Source organism: Dyadobacter ginsengisoli DSM 21015 (assembly GCF_059568735.1).
The window spans coordinates 61226-77669 of sequence record NZ_JCANTY010000003.1 but is presented as its reverse complement, the minus strand read 5'-3'; the positions used below and the strand labels follow the sequence as shown (position 1 = coordinate 77669).

Sequence of the window (16444 nt, the reverse complement as noted above, 5' to 3'; positions counted from 1 at the left end):
GAAATCAATATTATTCACTCCGTAAACTCTTCACAGGGTTCATCATCGCGGCCCTGTGTGTCTGCAAACACACCAGCGTGGTGATGATCAAACCGAATACGAGCGTGATTCCGGCAAAGATATCCCAGCCCAGGTCCATGCGGTAAGCGTAGGTGCTCAACCACTTCTTTCCCAATAGAATAGCCGCCGGAAACGAAATGCCCGCAGCAATGAGCATGATCGCCAGAAATTCCGTCAGGAAGATCAGCACTACATGCAGGCCGGTTGCACCAAGCACTTTACGGATGCCTATTTCCCGTGTGCGCCGGGCGACATTGAGGGACACCAACCCCAGAATACCCAGCAGCACAATTACAATGGACAATGCAGTGGCTACCTGAGATGCCTTTTTCAGACGTACTTCGGATTCATAAAGTTTTTGCAGCGTGTCATCCAAAAAGCTGTATTCAAAAGGGGCGTCGGGCATGAGTTCCCGCCATTTGGTTTCTATGGCAGACATGGCCTGGTTCAGATCGGAACGATGGAGCTTGATGGACAGGTAGCGGTATGAATTAGCACCGCGCACATCCACGAACGCCAGCGGTTTGATCGTCTGGTGCATGGATTCGAAATGGAAATTCTGCGTAATAGCCGCGATGGTCCACATACCGGGTAGCGTCTGCACCCTGATCTGCTGCCCCACCGCGGCCTGTGCATTGGCATAACCCAATGCGTGAAGGGCTACTTCGTTGAGTACGATGCGGTTGGGTTGATAGGCTGTGTGCTTGTCCTGAAGAAACCGGCCGGCCAGCATCCCGATCCCATAAGTGCCGGCATAGTCAGTGTCGGTGCCAAGGAACAACGTGTGAATGGCCTGGGTCGAGTCCTGTCCCGGGCGAAATACTCCAAAATGTCCTCCATTATTGCCATTGGGAATTTCGTAGGAGAGGCTGATATTACTGACTTCTTTTAAACGGCCCAGCTCGTCCCGGATACCTTCCATTTTAGCAAGCCCCGCCGGTGTCCAGTCCCGCGGGACCGCAATGGTGACCACTGACTCTTTTTGGTAGCCGAGGTTTTTTGTGAAAAAATAATTCACCTGCCGGGAAACGATGGCCGCGCCGGCAAATACGAACAATGCGATGACGAACTGGATGGTGATCAGCAATCTGCGGAAAAGCACATTGTCTTTGACCGATTTCAACTTTCCTTTCATCGAATCCACCGACGGTATGCGGGATAATACGAAGGCAGGATAAATGCCGGCCAGTGAACCGATCACCAACGCGATGATCAGCGGAACAATGGCGGAATAAGGCGTTAAAGCCAGGAGTGAGTGGATCGGCTTACCCAGAATGTCTGCAAAAAGTGGCCGACAAACCTCGTAAAAGCCCAGGGCCAGGAGCATTGCTAAGAAGGCAAGCAGGATCGCTTCCGCCAGAAACTGTCCTATGAGCTGGGTTTTCAAACTGCCGAGCACTTTTCTGACTCCTATTTCTTTGAGCCTGGACGAGGAGCTTCCAATTGAAATGTTTACAAAGTTGACGACCGCCATTACCAGAATGAATAAAGTAATGCCCGAAAGTGTCAGGATCATCGTTTGTACAATGCCATTGTTCGCTTCACGATAGTAGTTGTTGAGCGGCGTAAGGTATACTTGCAGGTTGGTCCGGATAGCCTCGGGAGCATGTGTGGTCATTTCCCGAATAATGGCTTTTTCAAGGTCGCGCGGCGATACGCCGTCCCGAAGTTCGAGGTAACTGACCATGTAGGGGAAATTCCAGTTCTCCTCCGAACCTTTCCGGCCTTCCAGACTGCTGAATGGAATGAAAATCTCCGCCTGATTGGATAGCAGATGCGTGACGGAGTTGTCAGAAAGTGTTTTTAGGACGGCTGTGACCTGGAATTCCTGTTTGCCGCCGACGAAATTATGCAGCGTCAGTGACTCGCCGATTACGTCTGTTTTGCCAAAATATTTAATTGCTTTCTCCTCGGTGATTACCACGGCATTGGGTGTATTCAATGCAGAGCGGGCGTCGCCATGCAGCAACGGAAGCCCATACATCGTCAGCAACGTGGAATCTCCGGTCTGGACGTCTTCACGGAAATGTTTATCGCCCTTTGAAACCGCGACGGTAATTGCGTCGTAGCGGTAGTAGTCGGCCACCAGATTGGGATAGTCTGTCTTTAGTGTTTTGCCCAGCGGCCCCAGGGTTGCCATATCGACACCCATATCCGGGTTTGTCCACTTGCTGCGGATGATATACTGGTTGCCGGCATTGCGGAGCCCCGCATTGACCCTTAGCTCGCCCCACACGTAGCTCATCATAAGGAACGAGAACGTCATCCCAACCATCAGCCCCAGAATGGTTACCAGCGAATAGAAGCGGCGTTTTATCAGATGTCGCCAGGCGATTTTGAAGTAGTTTTTCAGCATACCTCAAAATTAGCCGCATTTTAAATGATTGATTTTCAGTGTTGATGTGTTTAACTTTTTTTAACGATGGAAGTTGGGAAAGGAAAATGTGAAAACAACTTTAGTCATTCCTGAGCGTGTCGGCGGGATTGGTGACGGCAGCCTTATAGGTTTGGATTCCGATCGTGAGCAGGCCAATGGATACAAGGCTGCCAATGCAAGTGAGGAATACGCCGGGGCCGAGCGGGGCATGATAGGTGAAAATATTCAGGAACAAAGAGCCGAGGGCGTAACCGATCGGGATGGCAATGGCGGCGGCGATCAGGATCATTTTAATAAATGAAGCGGAGAGCAGGCGCATGATCTGTGTCACACTGGCACCCATTACCTTGCGCACGCCTACCTCCTTTACCCGCTTGGCCGTAGAGTAGGTGACCATACCCAGCAGTCCCATTGCGGCAATGGCAAACACTACGAGCACGAGCAAATCAGTAACTTTCTGATCCCCATTTTCACTGTAATCTTCGTAAAGCTGATCCTCATACCATGAATGGACAAATGATTCGTGCGGGTGATAGCGCTTCCAGATGCTTCCCAGCGCTGCCGTAAGCCGGTCACGATCGATTCCATCCGTGACTTCCAGCGAGAGTACCTTGATTTCCTGCGGATCAAATGCGAGTATCAAAGGCGAAACCGGCAATTCGTATCGCATGATGCAGAAATTTTTCACAATGCCTGATACGATCACCTGCGTCTGATTGAGCATGATCGTTTGACCGACAGCTTCCTTCGGGTCTTTCCAGCCCAGCGACTGCGCGGCTTTTTGATTCAGCACTACAAAATGAACGGTAGTATCGGAAGAAGCCGGGACATTGTCACCTGCAATGAAGGTAAGTTTCATGTTTTCTATGAAATTTCCGTCGGTGGCGTAGATGAAGGTATCCTGCTGATCGCCGGTATTCTTGGCGGAGAGCCGGCTTAGCTTAGCCTTTCCGGAACCTTCATTAAAGGTGGCGGAGGTAAGTCCTACCCGTTTGACCCCGGCTTCGCGCGCCATTTCATTAGCCAGCAACCTGAAATCACTTTCGGGTGCCAGCGGGATGTTGAGGATATTTTTCCGGTTGAAATTCTGGTTATCCGTGGCCATGTATTCAAACTGGCTGTTCATAATGCCGGTGCCGGTCATGAAAACCAATGCTACCACAAACTGGATGATGGTCAATGTTTTTCGAAAGCCCAGTTTGCCGATGCCGGTCGGCGCCATTTCGCCTTTCAGTATCTGTACAGGTTGGTACGAAGAGAGTATCCGCGCAGGGAGTATCCCCGCAAAAAAACCGGTGAACAACGCGAATCCGATAAAGATTGCCCATAATACCCGTGTATCGTTCACCTCCCACGTCAGCCAGCCGACGTGGATATACGATTTCATGAATACCAGGCCGACGTAGCCAATGCCCAACGCCAGGAATGCGACCACGATAGTTTCGACGAGAAATTGATTGACAAGCTGCCAACGCTTCGCGCCCGCTACCTTGCGTACGCCCACCTCACGGGCACGGCTGAGCGATCGCGTGAGCGTGAGATTGATGTAATTGAAACCGGCCAGAACAATAATGATCAGCGGAATGAGCAGGCTTACGCCCATTTTCCAGATCGGCTCGACGTACGGATTGTCCAGCAAGCCTTCCCAATCGGGAGAAATTTCAGATAATGCCTGCGTGCGAAAAGCATGCCCTTTGATGTCCTGGAACCGGACTGTCTTTTTATTATCGGCCGCCACGCCTGCAAGCGCCTGATCGAGGGCTTCCCGGGACGAGCCTTTGGTCAGCAAGGCAAAAGTATAGGTATTGTAGTGCTGCCAATCGTCGTTCTTTAAAGCAGGGTTGACCAATGGCAGGGTCGCCATGGACACGACGATGTCCGTTTTCAGGTGTGTCTGGAATTTGGTCAGAGGTTTCAGGACGCCGGTAATGGTAAATGTTCCTATTTCGGCATTCGTCAGCGTTTTTCCGACCGGATCCGCATTCCCGAAAAAACGTTCAGCCATTTCGTGGGTCAGCACCACTGTCCATGGCTCGGTAGAAGGTCTGCCTTTTTCCAGCGGGAAACCAAACACTTCAAAGTAGGAAGGTTCCGCATAATGTCCACTCGTGCGTAGCGTCTTGATTCCGTTACTGAGGTTGCCGCCGAAAGAGCGATTGATCCGCACGGTTTTTTCGATGACGCTCTGTTCGTTCCTTAATTTCTCTCCCAGTGGAAACGGGGTGGAGGCCAGCGAATGCACCTCGCCGTCATTGGCCGTCGCGTCTGTAATGATCCGGTAGGTGCGGTCGGGATAGGGATGAAACGAATCTTTTTCAAAAGTGCTTTGCACCTGGATCAGCTGCATAAAGCAGAATGCCATCGCTAACCCAAGCCCGGTGATGTTGATGAATGAGAACAGCTTATGCTTCCACAAGTTGCGGATGGCAATTTTAAGGTAGGTTTTGAGCATGGATGTCAGCTATTGCCGTCGTTTTTGGAATTATTTGCAAATTAAATCATTCACTTAGCTCTCTCTTCGGTCCGAAGGCCTACTCCGCCCTGATCGCCTTCACCGGATCAGTTAAAGCGGATTTCAGCGCCTGGGAGCTGACGGTGATCAATGCGATCACGATCGCGATGAGTCCGGCCAATGCAAATACCCACCAGGAGAGCTGTTCGCGGTATTCGAAGTTTTTGAGCCACTCGTTCATGGCGTACACCGCCAATGGGATGCCGATGACAATGGCCAGCAGGACGAGCTTGATGAAATCTTTGGAAAGCATCAGCACGACATTCTGCACACTCGCGCCCAGCACTTTCCTTACACCGATTTCCTTGGTACGGGCTTCGGCAGCGAATGCGGCCAGACCGAAAAGACCGAGGCAGGCAATGGCGATCGCGAGTACTGCGAATGCAAGCAGCACACTACCCTGCCGCTGTTCCGATTGATATTGTTTTGAAAAATTTTCATCCAGGAAATGGAAATCCAGGCTAGCGTCGGGATCAAAGGCCTTGTAAGTCTGTGCGATGTAGGAGAGTGCTTCTTTCGCTCGGGCCGGGTTGATGCGCACGTACACATTATCCTGCTCTGACGGCGGAGGCAGCTGGATGATCAGCGGCTCGATTTTGTGTTGCAGGGAATAAGTATGGAAATCGCCTGTTACTCCGATCACCGTTACCTCCGGACCAGGCGTGTTATTATCTGTTGAAAAGCGGATCTTTTTCCCGATCGCATTGTTCCAGCCCTGTTTTTTGACCAATGCTTCATTAACCAGCACTGAATTGGTCATATCGCCCCGCAGATCATCCCGGAAACCGCGTCCTTGCAATAGCTTGATCCCCATTGTTTTGAGGTAGTCGGCGTCTGCCATGAAACGCTGCGTAATCTGCGTCGTCGAAGGCATTACGCCATGGGCCGTTTCTATGAAAATGCCCGCAGAGCCGATAGTGTTGTTGCCGATAGGGTTACTTGCCGATGCGGCGCTTTCGACCAGCGGGTTTTGTTCAAGTTTTTCTTTCAAAGCATGTACCTGGCTTCTCACCTCCCTTTTATCCACATGAAAAGTGAGTACCTGGTCTTTGTTAAAACCGAGATCTTTATGATTGACATAATGTATTTGCCGGTATACAATGCCTGCGCAGGCAATCATGACAACCGTAGCTGCAAATTGAAACACCACCAGCGACTGACGGAAACCCGCCCCGCCTGTGGCATTACCCAGTTGCCCTTTCAAAGCTGTTACCGGCCGGTAGCCTGACAGCATCAGTGCAGGATAGAGCCCGCTGACCAGGCCGATCAGCAAGAGGAACGAAATGGAGACCAATGCGGTGGTCCAGCCGTTATGGTATTGGATGGTCAGGGATTTCTCCGCGAGCTTATTAAAGACGGGCAGTGCGGCTTGCGCGAGCAGGAATGCGACCATTCCGGCTAGGATGGTCATGATGAAAGACTCAGTCAGGAACTGTCCGATCAGCTGCAACCGCTGCGAACCGATGGCCTTGCGGACACCTACCTCACGGATGCGTTTGAGCGAGCGTGCGGTGTAAAGGTTCACGTAATTGATACAGGCGATGATCAGGATCAGCAATGCAATGGCAGAGAAAATATAGACTGTGTTGATGTTGCCGTTGGTGCTCAACTCATACTCGAGGTTGGAATGCAGGTGAATAGCCGTGAGCGGCTGGAGTTCCATTCTGTAATCGGCGCCACCCATTTCCTTTTTGAGGTATTTTTCATAAAAAACGGGGAATTTCTGTTCGAGTTTCCGGTAGTCGGTTCCTTCTTTGAGCAATACATATGTGTAGAGATCGCCGCTTTGCCAGCCGCCGGTGAAGCCTTCCGGAAGTGAGCGTAAAGCACTGAATTGCAAATGCGAATTGGCTGGGGTATCCCCGATAACGCCGGATACGGTGTTGGGGAAATTATTAGAGAAAAAAATGGTTTGACCTAACGCTTTCGCCGCATCTCCAAAGATTTTTTCCGCCAACGTTTTGGTCAGAACGATCTTTTGGGGCTCTTTCAGAGCAGTTTTGGGATCCCCGTAAATAAAAGGCCGGTTGAAAATGTCGAAGACCGAAGCGTCGGTGAAATAGATATCGTTCACATCGATTTTCTTTTCCCCATGATGGATCGTACCGCCGCCTTCGATGCTGATGCGGGTTGTTTTTTCGACCTCGGGATATTCATTCTGCAATGCGCCCGCGAATGGAGCGGAAGTAGGTGCCAGGTTGAAACTCCCCGTGGCCCATTGTGCATGCTGAACGACACGGAAAATGCGGTCCGCTTTGGAATGGAAACGATCGTAGCTGAGCTCGTCGGCGACGTAAAGGACCATCAGCCACACGGCTGCCATACCGATGCCAAGCCCTACGATATTCAACCCACTGAAAAGCCTTTGTTTACGCAGGTTGCGAAGCGATATTTTGATGTAGTTGAATAGCATTGGGTGTTGAGGTTTGTTATGTCATGTACTATTTGAAAAACATATGCCAGGGTTTCTTACTTGTTTAAAATCAATTTGTTATGATTGATATGCTCCGTTTAAAGTGTTCGCGATCGGACAAAACCGTCCGGCGTCGCACGGGCGTACCGCTTTTTATTTCCCTTAAAAGAAAATATGCATTGCCGTCAAAATCCCTAATTTTGCCAAATTCATGATTTTGATGGATTTAATTGTCGTTTTTTCATATTGATTTTTAAACAAACAGAATGAGCCAAGCACCTGCTACCTCTCTTCAAGACATTGTTGCGCATGCCAAGGAGTACGGTTTCGTATTTCCTTCTTCCGAGATATATGATGGATTGCAAGCCGTTTACGACTACGGTCAGAATGGTGTGGAATTGAAAAACAACCTGAAAGCTGCCTGGTGGAAGGCCATGACGCAGCTGCACGACAATATCGTGGGCATCGACGCGGCGATTTTTATGCACCCGCTGACCTGGAAAGCGTCCGGGCATATCGATGGTTTCAACGATCCGATGATCGACAATAAAGATTCCAAAAAACGGTACCGCGCCGACCAGTTGCTGGAAGGCAAGGCCGAACAATATGAAAAGGATGGTCAGCCTGAAAAAGCACAGGCATTGCTGGCTGAAATGGGCCGCCTGCTCAGCGCCGAAGATCTGAATGGCGTGCGTGAGCTGATCATCGCGGAAGGGATCAAATGCCCGGTGTCCGGCACTGCCAACTGGACTGAGGTACGCCAATTCAACCTGATGTTCAGTACACAGGTGGGGTCGGTGGCAGAGGAGTCCAACCAGATCTACCTCCGCCCTGAAACGGCGCAGGGGATTTTTGTAAACTTCCTCAATGTGCAGAAAAGCGGTCGTATGAAGGTGCCTTTCGGGATCGCTCAAATCGGGAAGGCATTCCGGAACGAGATCGTGGCGCGCCAGTTCACATTCCGTATGCGCGAGTTCGAACAAATGGAAATGCAGTTCTTCGTGCGTCCCGGTACCGAAATGGAATGGTATGCCAACTGGAAAGAGGCACGGATGAAGTTTCATAAGGCGGTAGGTTTGCCCGCCGAGAAATTGAAATTCCACGATCATGAAAAGCTGGCGCATTACGCCAACGCCGCAGTGGATATCGAGTTTGAATTCCCGTTCGGCTTCCGCGAGATTGAAGGTATCCATTCACGGACGGATTTCGATTTGCGCAATCACCAGGAGCTATCCAAGAAAAAGCAGCAATACTTCGACGCTGATCTGGACGAAAACGGCAAGCCTTATGGCAACTACATTCCTTACGTGGTGGAGACATCGGTTGGGGCTGACCGTCTGTTCCTGGCGGCATTCTGCAATGCATTTACGGTGGAAACGGTAGGTGAAGGAGAAAACGCAAAGGAGCGGACCTATCTGAAATTGCATCCGGCACTGGCTCCGTTTAAAGCTGCCGTATTGCCACTGGTGAAAAAGGACGGACTGGCTGAAAAAGCGCAGGCATTGGCCAATTCGCTGAAATCATCGTTCCGTACAGTATATGACGATGGCGCTGCGATCGGAAAACGTTACACCCGTCAGGACCTGATCGGAACACCGTTCTGTATTGCGGTGGATTACCAGACCATGGAAGACGATACGGTGACGATCCGTCACCGCGATAGCATGGAGCAGGAGCGCGTGCATATCAGCGAATTGAAGGAGAAAATTGGTTATCAGGTTGCTGTCGAGAGAATCCTGGAAGCGATCTGATATGGTTTTGGCCATAGCATAAAACAGAGGAGCGGCCCGAAACGGTCGCTCTTCTGTTTTTTATCTGATTATCGCGTCGTATGCGGATAGGCAGCCTGTTACTCAATGCTTGTACTGCAAAATCATTTCTGATGGAAATAATGCCGATTTTTTAGTAATTAGGCCGTTTGTAGCCACCAAATGTACTGCCCGATGATCAACCAGCTATATGATACCTCTATGAGCCTTCTCACCGATCTTTACCAGCTCACCATGGCTTATGGTTACTGGAAAGCCGGAAAAGCGGAGCAGGAAGCGGTTTTTAATCTGTATTTCAGAAAGCATCCTTTCCAGGGAGGCTTCACAATCGCATGTGGATTGAGCGGTGTGATCGAATACCTGAACGAATATCGATTTAACGAAGAAGATCTTGCCTACATCGCTTCCATCCAGGGTAATGATGGCAAGGAGCTTTTCGACGCGGGCTTTATTGACTACCTCCGGAAACTTGAACTTAAATGTAACATCGACGCTATTCCGGAGGGGACAGTGGTTTTTCCCAATGAGCCATTGCTTCGCATTCAGGGACCGATCCTGCAATGTCAGTTGCTCGAAACACCGTTATTGAACCTTATTAACTTCCAGTCGCTGATTGCGACGAAAGCAGCCCGTATGCGCCTGGTAGCGGGTGATGATGCATTGCTGGAATTCGGTCTGCGGCGTGCGCAGGGGCCGGATGGTGGCGTTACGGCAAGCCGGGCGGCCTACATCGGCGGCTTCGATGCGACATCCAATGTTTTGGCTGGTAAGCTTTACGACATTCCGGTGAAAGGTACCCACGCGCACAGTTGGGTAATGTCTTTCGATACCGAACTGGAAGCATTCGAGGAATATGCCAAACATATGCCCAACAATGTGACATTGCTTGTCGATACTTACGATTCGCTCAACGGCGTCCGGCATGCGATCAAAGTAGGGGAGCAGCTCCGCGAACGGGGTTACGACCTTGGCGGTATCCGTTTGGATTCCGGTGACCTGGCCTATCTCAGTATCGAGGCGCGGAAGTTGCTCGATGAAGCCGGATTTGAAAAGACCAGCATCGTTGCGAGCAATGACCTGGACGAATACATTATGGATAGTCTTAAAATTCAGGGGGCGCAGATCAGTGTGTGGGGTATCGGGACCAAACTGGTAACGGCTTACGATCAGCCCGCATTGGGCGGCGTTTTCAAACTGGCGGCGATCCGCTCGGAAACGGGTGAGTGGGACTACAAACTGAAACTGTCGGAGCAGGCGATCAAAGTGTCGACGCCGGGTATCCAGCAGGTGCGCCGTTTCAGGGATGCGCGTGGTTTTGTGTCTGATATGATTTTTGATACGGAAACACCACTGATGGGCACGTCAACGATGGTCGATCCCTATGATTTTACGAAAAACAGGTCATTCGATGATAAAATGCATTATGAGGACTTGCTTGTGCCGATATTTGCCGACGGGCAGCTGATCTACAAGCGCCCTTCCGTACACGAGACGCGGGCACGGGTTGAGGATCAGTTATCGAACTTTTATAAAGGGATCAAACGTTTCGTCAACCCGCATACCTATCCGGTAGGATTAGAAAAAGACCTTTTTGATCTGAAAACGGAGCTGATTTTAAAACTCCGGGCCGGTAACGCCTACTAACTAATCTACCATGCAGGAATTACAACAACCGGATTCAGAAATCCTCAAAGAACTGATCCGTCAGAAAATGCCTTTCGGCAAGTACAAGGACTGGGTTATTGCCGACCTGCCTGTGTCCTATCTCGAGTGGTTTCAACGCGAGGGTTTCCCCAAAGGCAAACTGGGAGTATTGCTTGCGACGATGCTGGAAATCCGGATGAACGGGCTCGAATTTCTGATTCAGGGATTGCGGAGGCTGGGGTGATGACGGGGGGGCGCCCGGGATCTCATGATCCGGCGGCTTGGCGGGGCTGGGGCGAGGTGAGGGAGAGGACGAGGGCTGGGGCTGGGGCTAGCCCAAGGCTTAAGCCTTGGGTTCCGGGTTCCGGGTTGAGGTGTTACCTTTTTCGTATCTGTGCGTATAGATGATAGAAGTTATTGATCACCTGTCAATTTCACATATCGATGTCATACGTAAAGATCTGGATACACGCAGTCTGGGGAACGAAGTATCGGCGACCCATTTTGCAGCCACCGGTTTTAGGTAAAGTTTGCCAGCACATCCAGGCAAATGCGCGCTCAAAAGGAATTCTGATCGACAGGATAAATGGTCACCATGACCATATTCATGTCCTGATGCTCTTGAAAAGTGAGTATGGTATTTCAAAGCAAATTCAGTTGCTGAAAGGGGAGAGTGCATTCTGGGCAAATAAGATGAAACTAATTAAAGGAAACCTGGAATGGGCAGACAAGTACTTTGCCGCATCTGTGAGTGAAAGCAAGCTACCGATTGTTCGCAGGTATATAGATCGGCAACAGGCGCATCATGGCAAGCAGAGCTTTGGAGACGAGTTCCAGGCCTTTGTTCAGAGACTGGGCTACGACGGGGCAGACTTCGGATGAAGGCGATGAGGTGGATATGGATGGATGCGTGGAGGTATGCCTAAGGCTTCAGCCTTGGGTTGGGCTGATGGGCCGGGTCACGGGGAGTCAAAGTCCCGGTTGGGACTTTACCCGCCTAAAGTGGTACTACGGGGAGGCTGAGCAATCCGGGGTGGTAGCCCCGGATTGCGAGTGGTAGGGAACTCACGGCTTTGACCAAAGCCGTGGCTAGAAGTATACAGCGGAATATCTCACTTCTTTTCCGGCATCAGGATCACTTTGATGAAGTTATCGTCATTAAAGTACTTCTGAGCCGCCTCTTTCGTACTGGCGACAGTTACCGATTTCAGTAGGCGGTCTTGCTCGAAAATTTCGTTCAGATCATCTCCCAGGAAAGTGTTGTCATCCAGGTAGTCGAGCCAAAAACCGTTTGTTTTTAGTGCAGTTTCGGTTTTGCGCTGTGTTTCAGCGACAAACTTCTCGATATCCTTCGGATCGGCACCGTTTTGTTTGATCTTGCTGATTTCCTCCTGTGTCCGTTTGATCAGCTTGTCAACATTCTCGGGAGCACAGCCAAAACCAATGCTGAAACGATAATGACCTGTAGGAAACTTGTCGGTTCCCTCGGAAACGCCGACGCCATACACCCCGCTTTCTTCCTCACGCAACGATTCGATCAGTTTGATCTGCAATACTTCCTGCAATGCTTCGATCTGGATATTATTCTCAGGATTATAGTCATATTCCCCGCTGGAAACGAGCGTAACCCGGCTTTTGGGTTCCAGTCCTTTGTAAATGATCTTTTCGATTCGCCCCTTTGGCGGGTAAATGTTCGGATGATCGTAAGTGTCATCCCTGTCTGTAGAAGGCAGCCCGCCCAGGTATTTTTCCAGAAGAGGCTTAATTTCCTCAGTTTTGAAGGCACCTACTACTGTGAAGACGAAATCGGAGGCATCAGCAAAGCGGTTCTTGTAAATTTCCAATGCCCGGTCGAGATTCACCTTATCTACACTTTCCGGTTTAAGCGGAACTCTTTTGGGATTGTGGCTGGTCAATACGGCATTGAGTGAATCCGAGTAGACCTTCTCCGGAGTCAGTGTCTTCTGCATGTTTTCCAGATAGGCCTTCTGGTTGGCTAAAATGCCGGTTACAACGTCGGCGTCTTTACGAGGTTCGGTGAAATAGGCATAGATGAGCTGCAAGGTAGTTTCCAGATCTTTCGGATTGGTATTTCCGCCGATGCCTTCGGTCAGCTCGCTCACGTACGGGCCTGCGCTGGCGGTCTTGCCTGCAAGGAATTTTTGAAGTTGGGTTTGGTTATACGGCCCAACCCCTCCGGATTGAACCAGGTAGCTGGTAAAAATGCCGGTTTCACGTTCTCCCGGAAACAGCGAGTACCCGCCCTTTGCCGTAGCTTTGATCAGAATCTCGTCGTTTTTGAAATCTGTGGGTTTCAAAAGTACCTTGACCCCGTTAGATAAAGTCAGTTCGGTTACGCCCAGCTTGTCGAGCTTCCGTTCAGCGGTCACTTTTCCAGCTTTGGGTTCTGTACCGAGGAGCGGTGCATCCACCACATCATCCACATAGGCCGTTACGTCTTTACCAGCCTCGTTCAGAAGACTACGAATTTCGGTTTCTGTGGGTAATGCGTCCTTGCTTTTTTCTGGTCCCATGATTACCACTGCCCGGTTTTTGTCGGTAATGTATTTTTTAGCCAGGGCATTGATTTCAGCCAGCGTCACGCCGTCCAGGTGTTTTTTTACAAATTCAAAATAGGCTTCTGCGCCCATAAATGGCTTGTCGTGCAGAAAATGGTTCAGGTATTCCTGCACATGGTTCGCTGACTTGGTTTTGTCTCTTTCTTTATAATACTCTTCAATACTGTTGAAGAAATCCTTCTTAGCGCGATCCAGTTCAGGCTGGGTGAAGCCGAATTTCTGTACACGGGAATTTTCTTCCAGCAAGACCGTCAGTGCGGTTTTCATCGAAGCGGCATCTTTCGCAAGCGCTATCGATGTGTAGGAGTCGAGATTGCCCAGGAAATCGCCATATTGACTGGCTCCGTAGAGGAATGGCGGATTGGCTTTTTGCGTGAGTTCCTGCATGCGTTGCCCCATCATCGCATTGTATAACTCCTGTGCAAAGTTATTGCGCACGTCCTGCAATGTCTTTTCCTTGTTTCCAGGTTGTTTGTAAATAAGCTGGATCAGGTTCTGAGGATATTCAGGGTCGGTCACAATCGCGACCCGGGTGGCTCCGTCCAGCGGAATTTCATACCGCGTACGTTTTTTAGGACTGAGAGGCGGTTTCATGGATCCGAATTTGCTGGCGATCATCGCCTCCACTTTGGCTACGTCAAAGTCACCTACGGCAATAACAGCCATGAGGTCGGGCCTGTACCAATCCTGATAGAATGCCTTGATCGTCTCCGGTTTGAAGCTCTTCAGAATGCTGTCCTTACCAATCGGAAGACGTTCGGCATATCTTGAATTGTTGAGGATTACTTTCAGAAACTTGTCCCGCATCCGCTGTTGAGCGCCGCGTCCCATACGCGATTCTTCCAGCACAACGCCTCGTTCCTTCTCAATTTCGGAAGGGTCGAGTAAAGCTCCGTGCGCCCAGTCTTCCAGAACCTGAATGCCTTTTTCAAGTAATCCGGCCGAGTCGGTAGGGATGGGCAGCATGTACACGGTTTCGTCGAAACCGGTATATGCATTGAGGTCGGCGCCGAAACGTACCCCTGTTTTTTGCAGAAAATTAACGAGCTCATTTTTAGGGAAATGGGTCGTTCCATTGAAATTCATATGCTCCATAAAGTGAGCCAACCCTTGCTGAGCATCATTTTCCAATACCGAACCCGCCTTTACCGCAAGTCTGAGCTCCGCCCGGTTCTTTGGCTCCGCATTCTTTTTGATGTAGTAGGTAATTCCGTTTTTTAGTTTTCCGGTCTTCACACTGGGATCGAGAGGGACTTTTTGGGAGCTTAGGCTCTGTGCCGACACCGTCGTTACAGAAACAATACCCCATCCGGCCAAGCATAATGCTATGAACGCCTTTTTCATTTTTCTAATTTTAATTTGATAAAATTCAGGAGGGGCGAAATATATTGTTAAAGATCGCGATTGCAAAGGGGTGGCTATAAATGTTTTGGAAAAAAGCCGCCCGACACGCGTGAGGTGGCAGGTAGGCCATTTTCGATGAAAATTTGTAACCGGTTCCTTATTTAACAGGCTCTCTGAGTATAGTTTTAAGCTTTTCGGGCGATGTCTTCCGGAAATCAGACAGATATATTTCGTGATGCAGGCCATTCCGCTGAAGCTTACGATCGGCCATGAATGTCTGCATGACCGCGAGTGTTTCTACTTCCTGGTCAAAGGGGCCTTTGTGCAGCATTTGCACCACCTTTCCTTCTTCCATTTCGAATAACATCACCTCGCGGATCGTATCCGCCTGCTTTTTCGCAAAGGCCGATTCGATGGCTGAGGACACTTCGGCGGGGGTAATCAGGTCGGGTATCCTGATCAGCAACTGGTACTCCCATTCTCGCCGTGGAATTTTCGAAGGTGCGTCTACGATGGGGATGTCGCGGTACTTCGCTTCGTCGTACCACCACAGACCCTCGAGTTTTGCCACTACGAAATCCATTCCCCGCGCTTTTGAGTCAAATTTCAGTTGGTAAGCGACCGGGTAAAGGGTCTGGATTTTTTGTTGAAATTCATCGCCTGAGGGGTCACCTTTGCCCGTAATTGAAAGGTAGCGTGCCGGTGCTAACGTAAGCACTTCCGGTTGGGAGGCGGCTGAATAGTAGGTTTTAAACGCTTTGGTCAGATCCAGTTTTTCCATTGCTCACATGATTTATGATTCGATAAATGTGCAATGAAAAGCATGGAAGTGACAACAGTATGGCAGTAGCAATTCCGTTTTTACTGAATGGCCGGCGGGCATTTTATACCTTTGAAGAAGAGACCTTTGCCGAATTTAAGCCGGGATCGATCCTTGAATAACATAATGCCCGCGCTGTCTTTCACCTCACCGAAACCTTCGATCCAACCTGTGCCTTTTTTCAAAAATGCTACCTCGCGAACAGATTCGCTGCCTTCTGAAACGAAGGTGTAGCGGGCCAGCAAAGTGTCACCTCGAATAACGCCATCGATACGTCCCTGATTCTTATCTTTCTGGAAAAAGACGTATACCAGTTCACCGGTTACTGTGCTGTCTGCTACATTAATATGCATAAATGCAGAATCCTTTTTCATTTGATGGACGAAGCATTCGTAAATCTCGAAGTCATTGACCAGTTTGTCGGGATCGAGGGCTTTGGAGTAATGGATCTGAACGCCGTCTTTTTCAACCGTTAGTGCGCTATCTGCTACTGAAACGATTTTAAGGGTGTCTTTAAAGTCCGTCATTTCCCCCGATTGTTCTTTCTTTCCGGATAGGATCAGTTTGTCTCCCTGCTTTTCCCACGTTTCAAAGTTCATGTATCCCATGTTGATAGCTATGGCACGGCCGTCTTCCTTCAATGTAAATCCCTGTTTGTGCTGGGGCTGACCGGGCATTTCGATAACCCAGCTTCCGGTAATGGAGCCGGAATTTTCGGAACACGAAAAGTAGGTAATGGTTAGCAGCAGGAAAAGAAGATGATGTATTTTCATCATGGTCAGCGGCGGATTGTTGTAAAATCTCCGAAACGGATCGATTTATGTTTTACCATCGAAAGCAGACAAAGAACGGAAATGTAACCGGAGAATTATCCGGATGGGCTTTTCATAACCGATTATTTCGCAAGTTTTTCCGTATAACAGGTC

At 49.8% G+C, this 16444-nt stretch carries 10 protein-coding genes; 4 read left to right on the top strand and 6 right to left on the bottom strand.

Going from position 1 to position 16444, the window contains the following annotated elements:
* Positions 1 to 10: 10 nt before the first annotated feature.
* From BP71_RS11185 to BP71_RS11175, 3 genes are all read right to left on the bottom strand, one after another.
* Complete coding sequence (locus tag BP71_RS11185) at positions 11 to 2416, bottom strand: ABC transporter permease (RefSeq protein ID WP_496379140.1); 2406 nt, start codon at positions 2414 to 2416, stop codon at positions 11 to 13.
* 100 nt (positions 2417 to 2516) lie between these two features.
* A complete protein-coding gene (locus BP71_RS11180; protein WP_496379138.1) occupies positions 2517 to 4889 on the bottom strand; it encodes an ABC transporter permease in 2373 nt (790 codons plus the stop codon).
* A gap of 79 nt (positions 4890 to 4968) precedes the next feature.
* Positions 4969 to 7362 carry an ABC transporter permease gene (locus BP71_RS11175; RefSeq protein WP_496379136.1) on the bottom strand — a complete coding sequence of 798 codons (2394 nt, stop codon included), beginning with the start codon at positions 7360 to 7362 and terminating at the stop codon, positions 4969 to 4971.
* Between the two features lie 266 nt (positions 7363 to 7628).
* Between BP71_RS11175 and BP71_RS11170 the strand changes: the two genes are divergently transcribed.
* The 4 genes from BP71_RS11170 to tnpA all read left to right on the top strand — a co-directional run bounded on the left by BP71_RS11170 (position 7629) and on the right by tnpA (position 11657).
* Positions 7629 to 9113, top strand: coding sequence for a glycine--tRNA ligase (locus tag BP71_RS11170; protein WP_496379135.1), 1485 nt, complete (start codon positions 7629 to 7631; stop codon positions 9111 to 9113).
* Positions 9114 to 9305: 192 nt separating this feature from the next.
* On the top strand, positions 9306 to 10775 hold the full coding sequence (locus BP71_RS11165) for a nicotinate phosphoribosyltransferase (protein ID WP_496379133.1): 1470 nt from the start codon (positions 9306 to 9308) through the stop codon (positions 10773 to 10775).
* A gap of 10 nt (positions 10776 to 10785) precedes the next feature.
* Positions 10786 to 11019 carry a DUF3820 family protein gene (locus tag BP71_RS11160; protein ID WP_496379131.1) on the top strand — a complete coding sequence of 78 codons (234 nt, stop codon included), beginning with the start codon at positions 10786 to 10788 and terminating at the stop codon, positions 11017 to 11019.
* A 200-nt stretch (positions 11020 to 11219) separates the two neighbouring features.
* Positions 11220 to 11657, top strand: a complete 438-nt coding sequence (gene tnpA, locus BP71_RS11155) for an IS200/IS605 family transposase (protein WP_496379129.1) — start codon at positions 11220 to 11222, stop codon at positions 11655 to 11657.
* A 230-nt stretch (positions 11658 to 11887) separates the two neighbouring features.
* On the opposite strand, the gene BP71_RS11150 is transcribed toward tnpA, so the two are convergent.
* The 3 genes from BP71_RS11150 to BP71_RS11140 form a co-directional block, all read right to left on the bottom strand.
* Complete coding sequence (locus BP71_RS11150) at positions 11888 to 14698, bottom strand: M16 family metallopeptidase (protein WP_496379127.1); 2811 nt, start codon at positions 14696 to 14698, stop codon at positions 11888 to 11890.
* Between the two features lie 157 nt (positions 14699 to 14855).
* A complete protein-coding gene (locus tag BP71_RS11145; RefSeq protein ID WP_496379125.1) occupies positions 14856 to 15479 on the bottom strand; it encodes a GyrI-like domain-containing protein in 624 nt (207 codons plus the stop codon).
* Between the two features lie 80 nt (positions 15480 to 15559).
* Entirely contained in the window at positions 15560 to 16294 is a 735-nt protein-coding gene (locus tag BP71_RS11140) for a lipocalin-like domain-containing protein (RefSeq protein WP_496379123.1), read from the bottom strand.
* Positions 16295 to 16444: the final 150 nt, after the last annotated feature.

Coding starts and splice junctions, on each gene's coding strand:
- BP71_RS11150 (WP_496379127.1), bottom strand. CDS start 14,698: ATGAAAAAGGCGTTCATAGCATTATGCTTGGCCGGATGGGGTATTGTT.
- BP71_RS11145 (WP_496379125.1), bottom strand. CDS start 15,479: ATGGAAAAACTGGATCTGACCAAAGCGTTTAAAACCTACTATTCAGCC.
- BP71_RS11140 (WP_496379123.1), bottom strand. CDS start 16,294: ATGATGAAAATACATCATCTTCTTTTCCTGCTGCTAACCATTACCTAC.
- tnpA (WP_496379129.1), top strand. CDS start 11,220: ATGTCATACGTAAAGATCTGGATACACGCAGTCTGGGGAACGAAGTAT.
- BP71_RS11160 (WP_496379131.1), top strand. CDS start 10,786: ATGCAGGAATTACAACAACCGGATTCAGAAATCCTCAAAGAACTGATC.
- BP71_RS11180 (WP_496379138.1), bottom strand. CDS start 4,889: ATGCTCAAAACCTACCTTAAAATTGCCATCCGCAACTTGTGGAAGCAT.
- BP71_RS11175 (WP_496379136.1), bottom strand. CDS start 7,362: ATGCTATTCAACTACATCAAAATATCGCTTCGCAACCTGCGTAAACAA.
- BP71_RS11185 (WP_496379140.1), bottom strand. CDS start 2,416: ATGCTGAAAAACTACTTCAAAATCGCCTGGCGACATCTGATAAAACGC.
- BP71_RS11170 (WP_496379135.1), top strand. CDS start 7,629: ATGAGCCAAGCACCTGCTACCTCTCTTCAAGACATTGTTGCGCATGCC.
- BP71_RS11165 (WP_496379133.1), top strand. CDS start 9,306: ATGATCAACCAGCTATATGATACCTCTATGAGCCTTCTCACCGATCTT.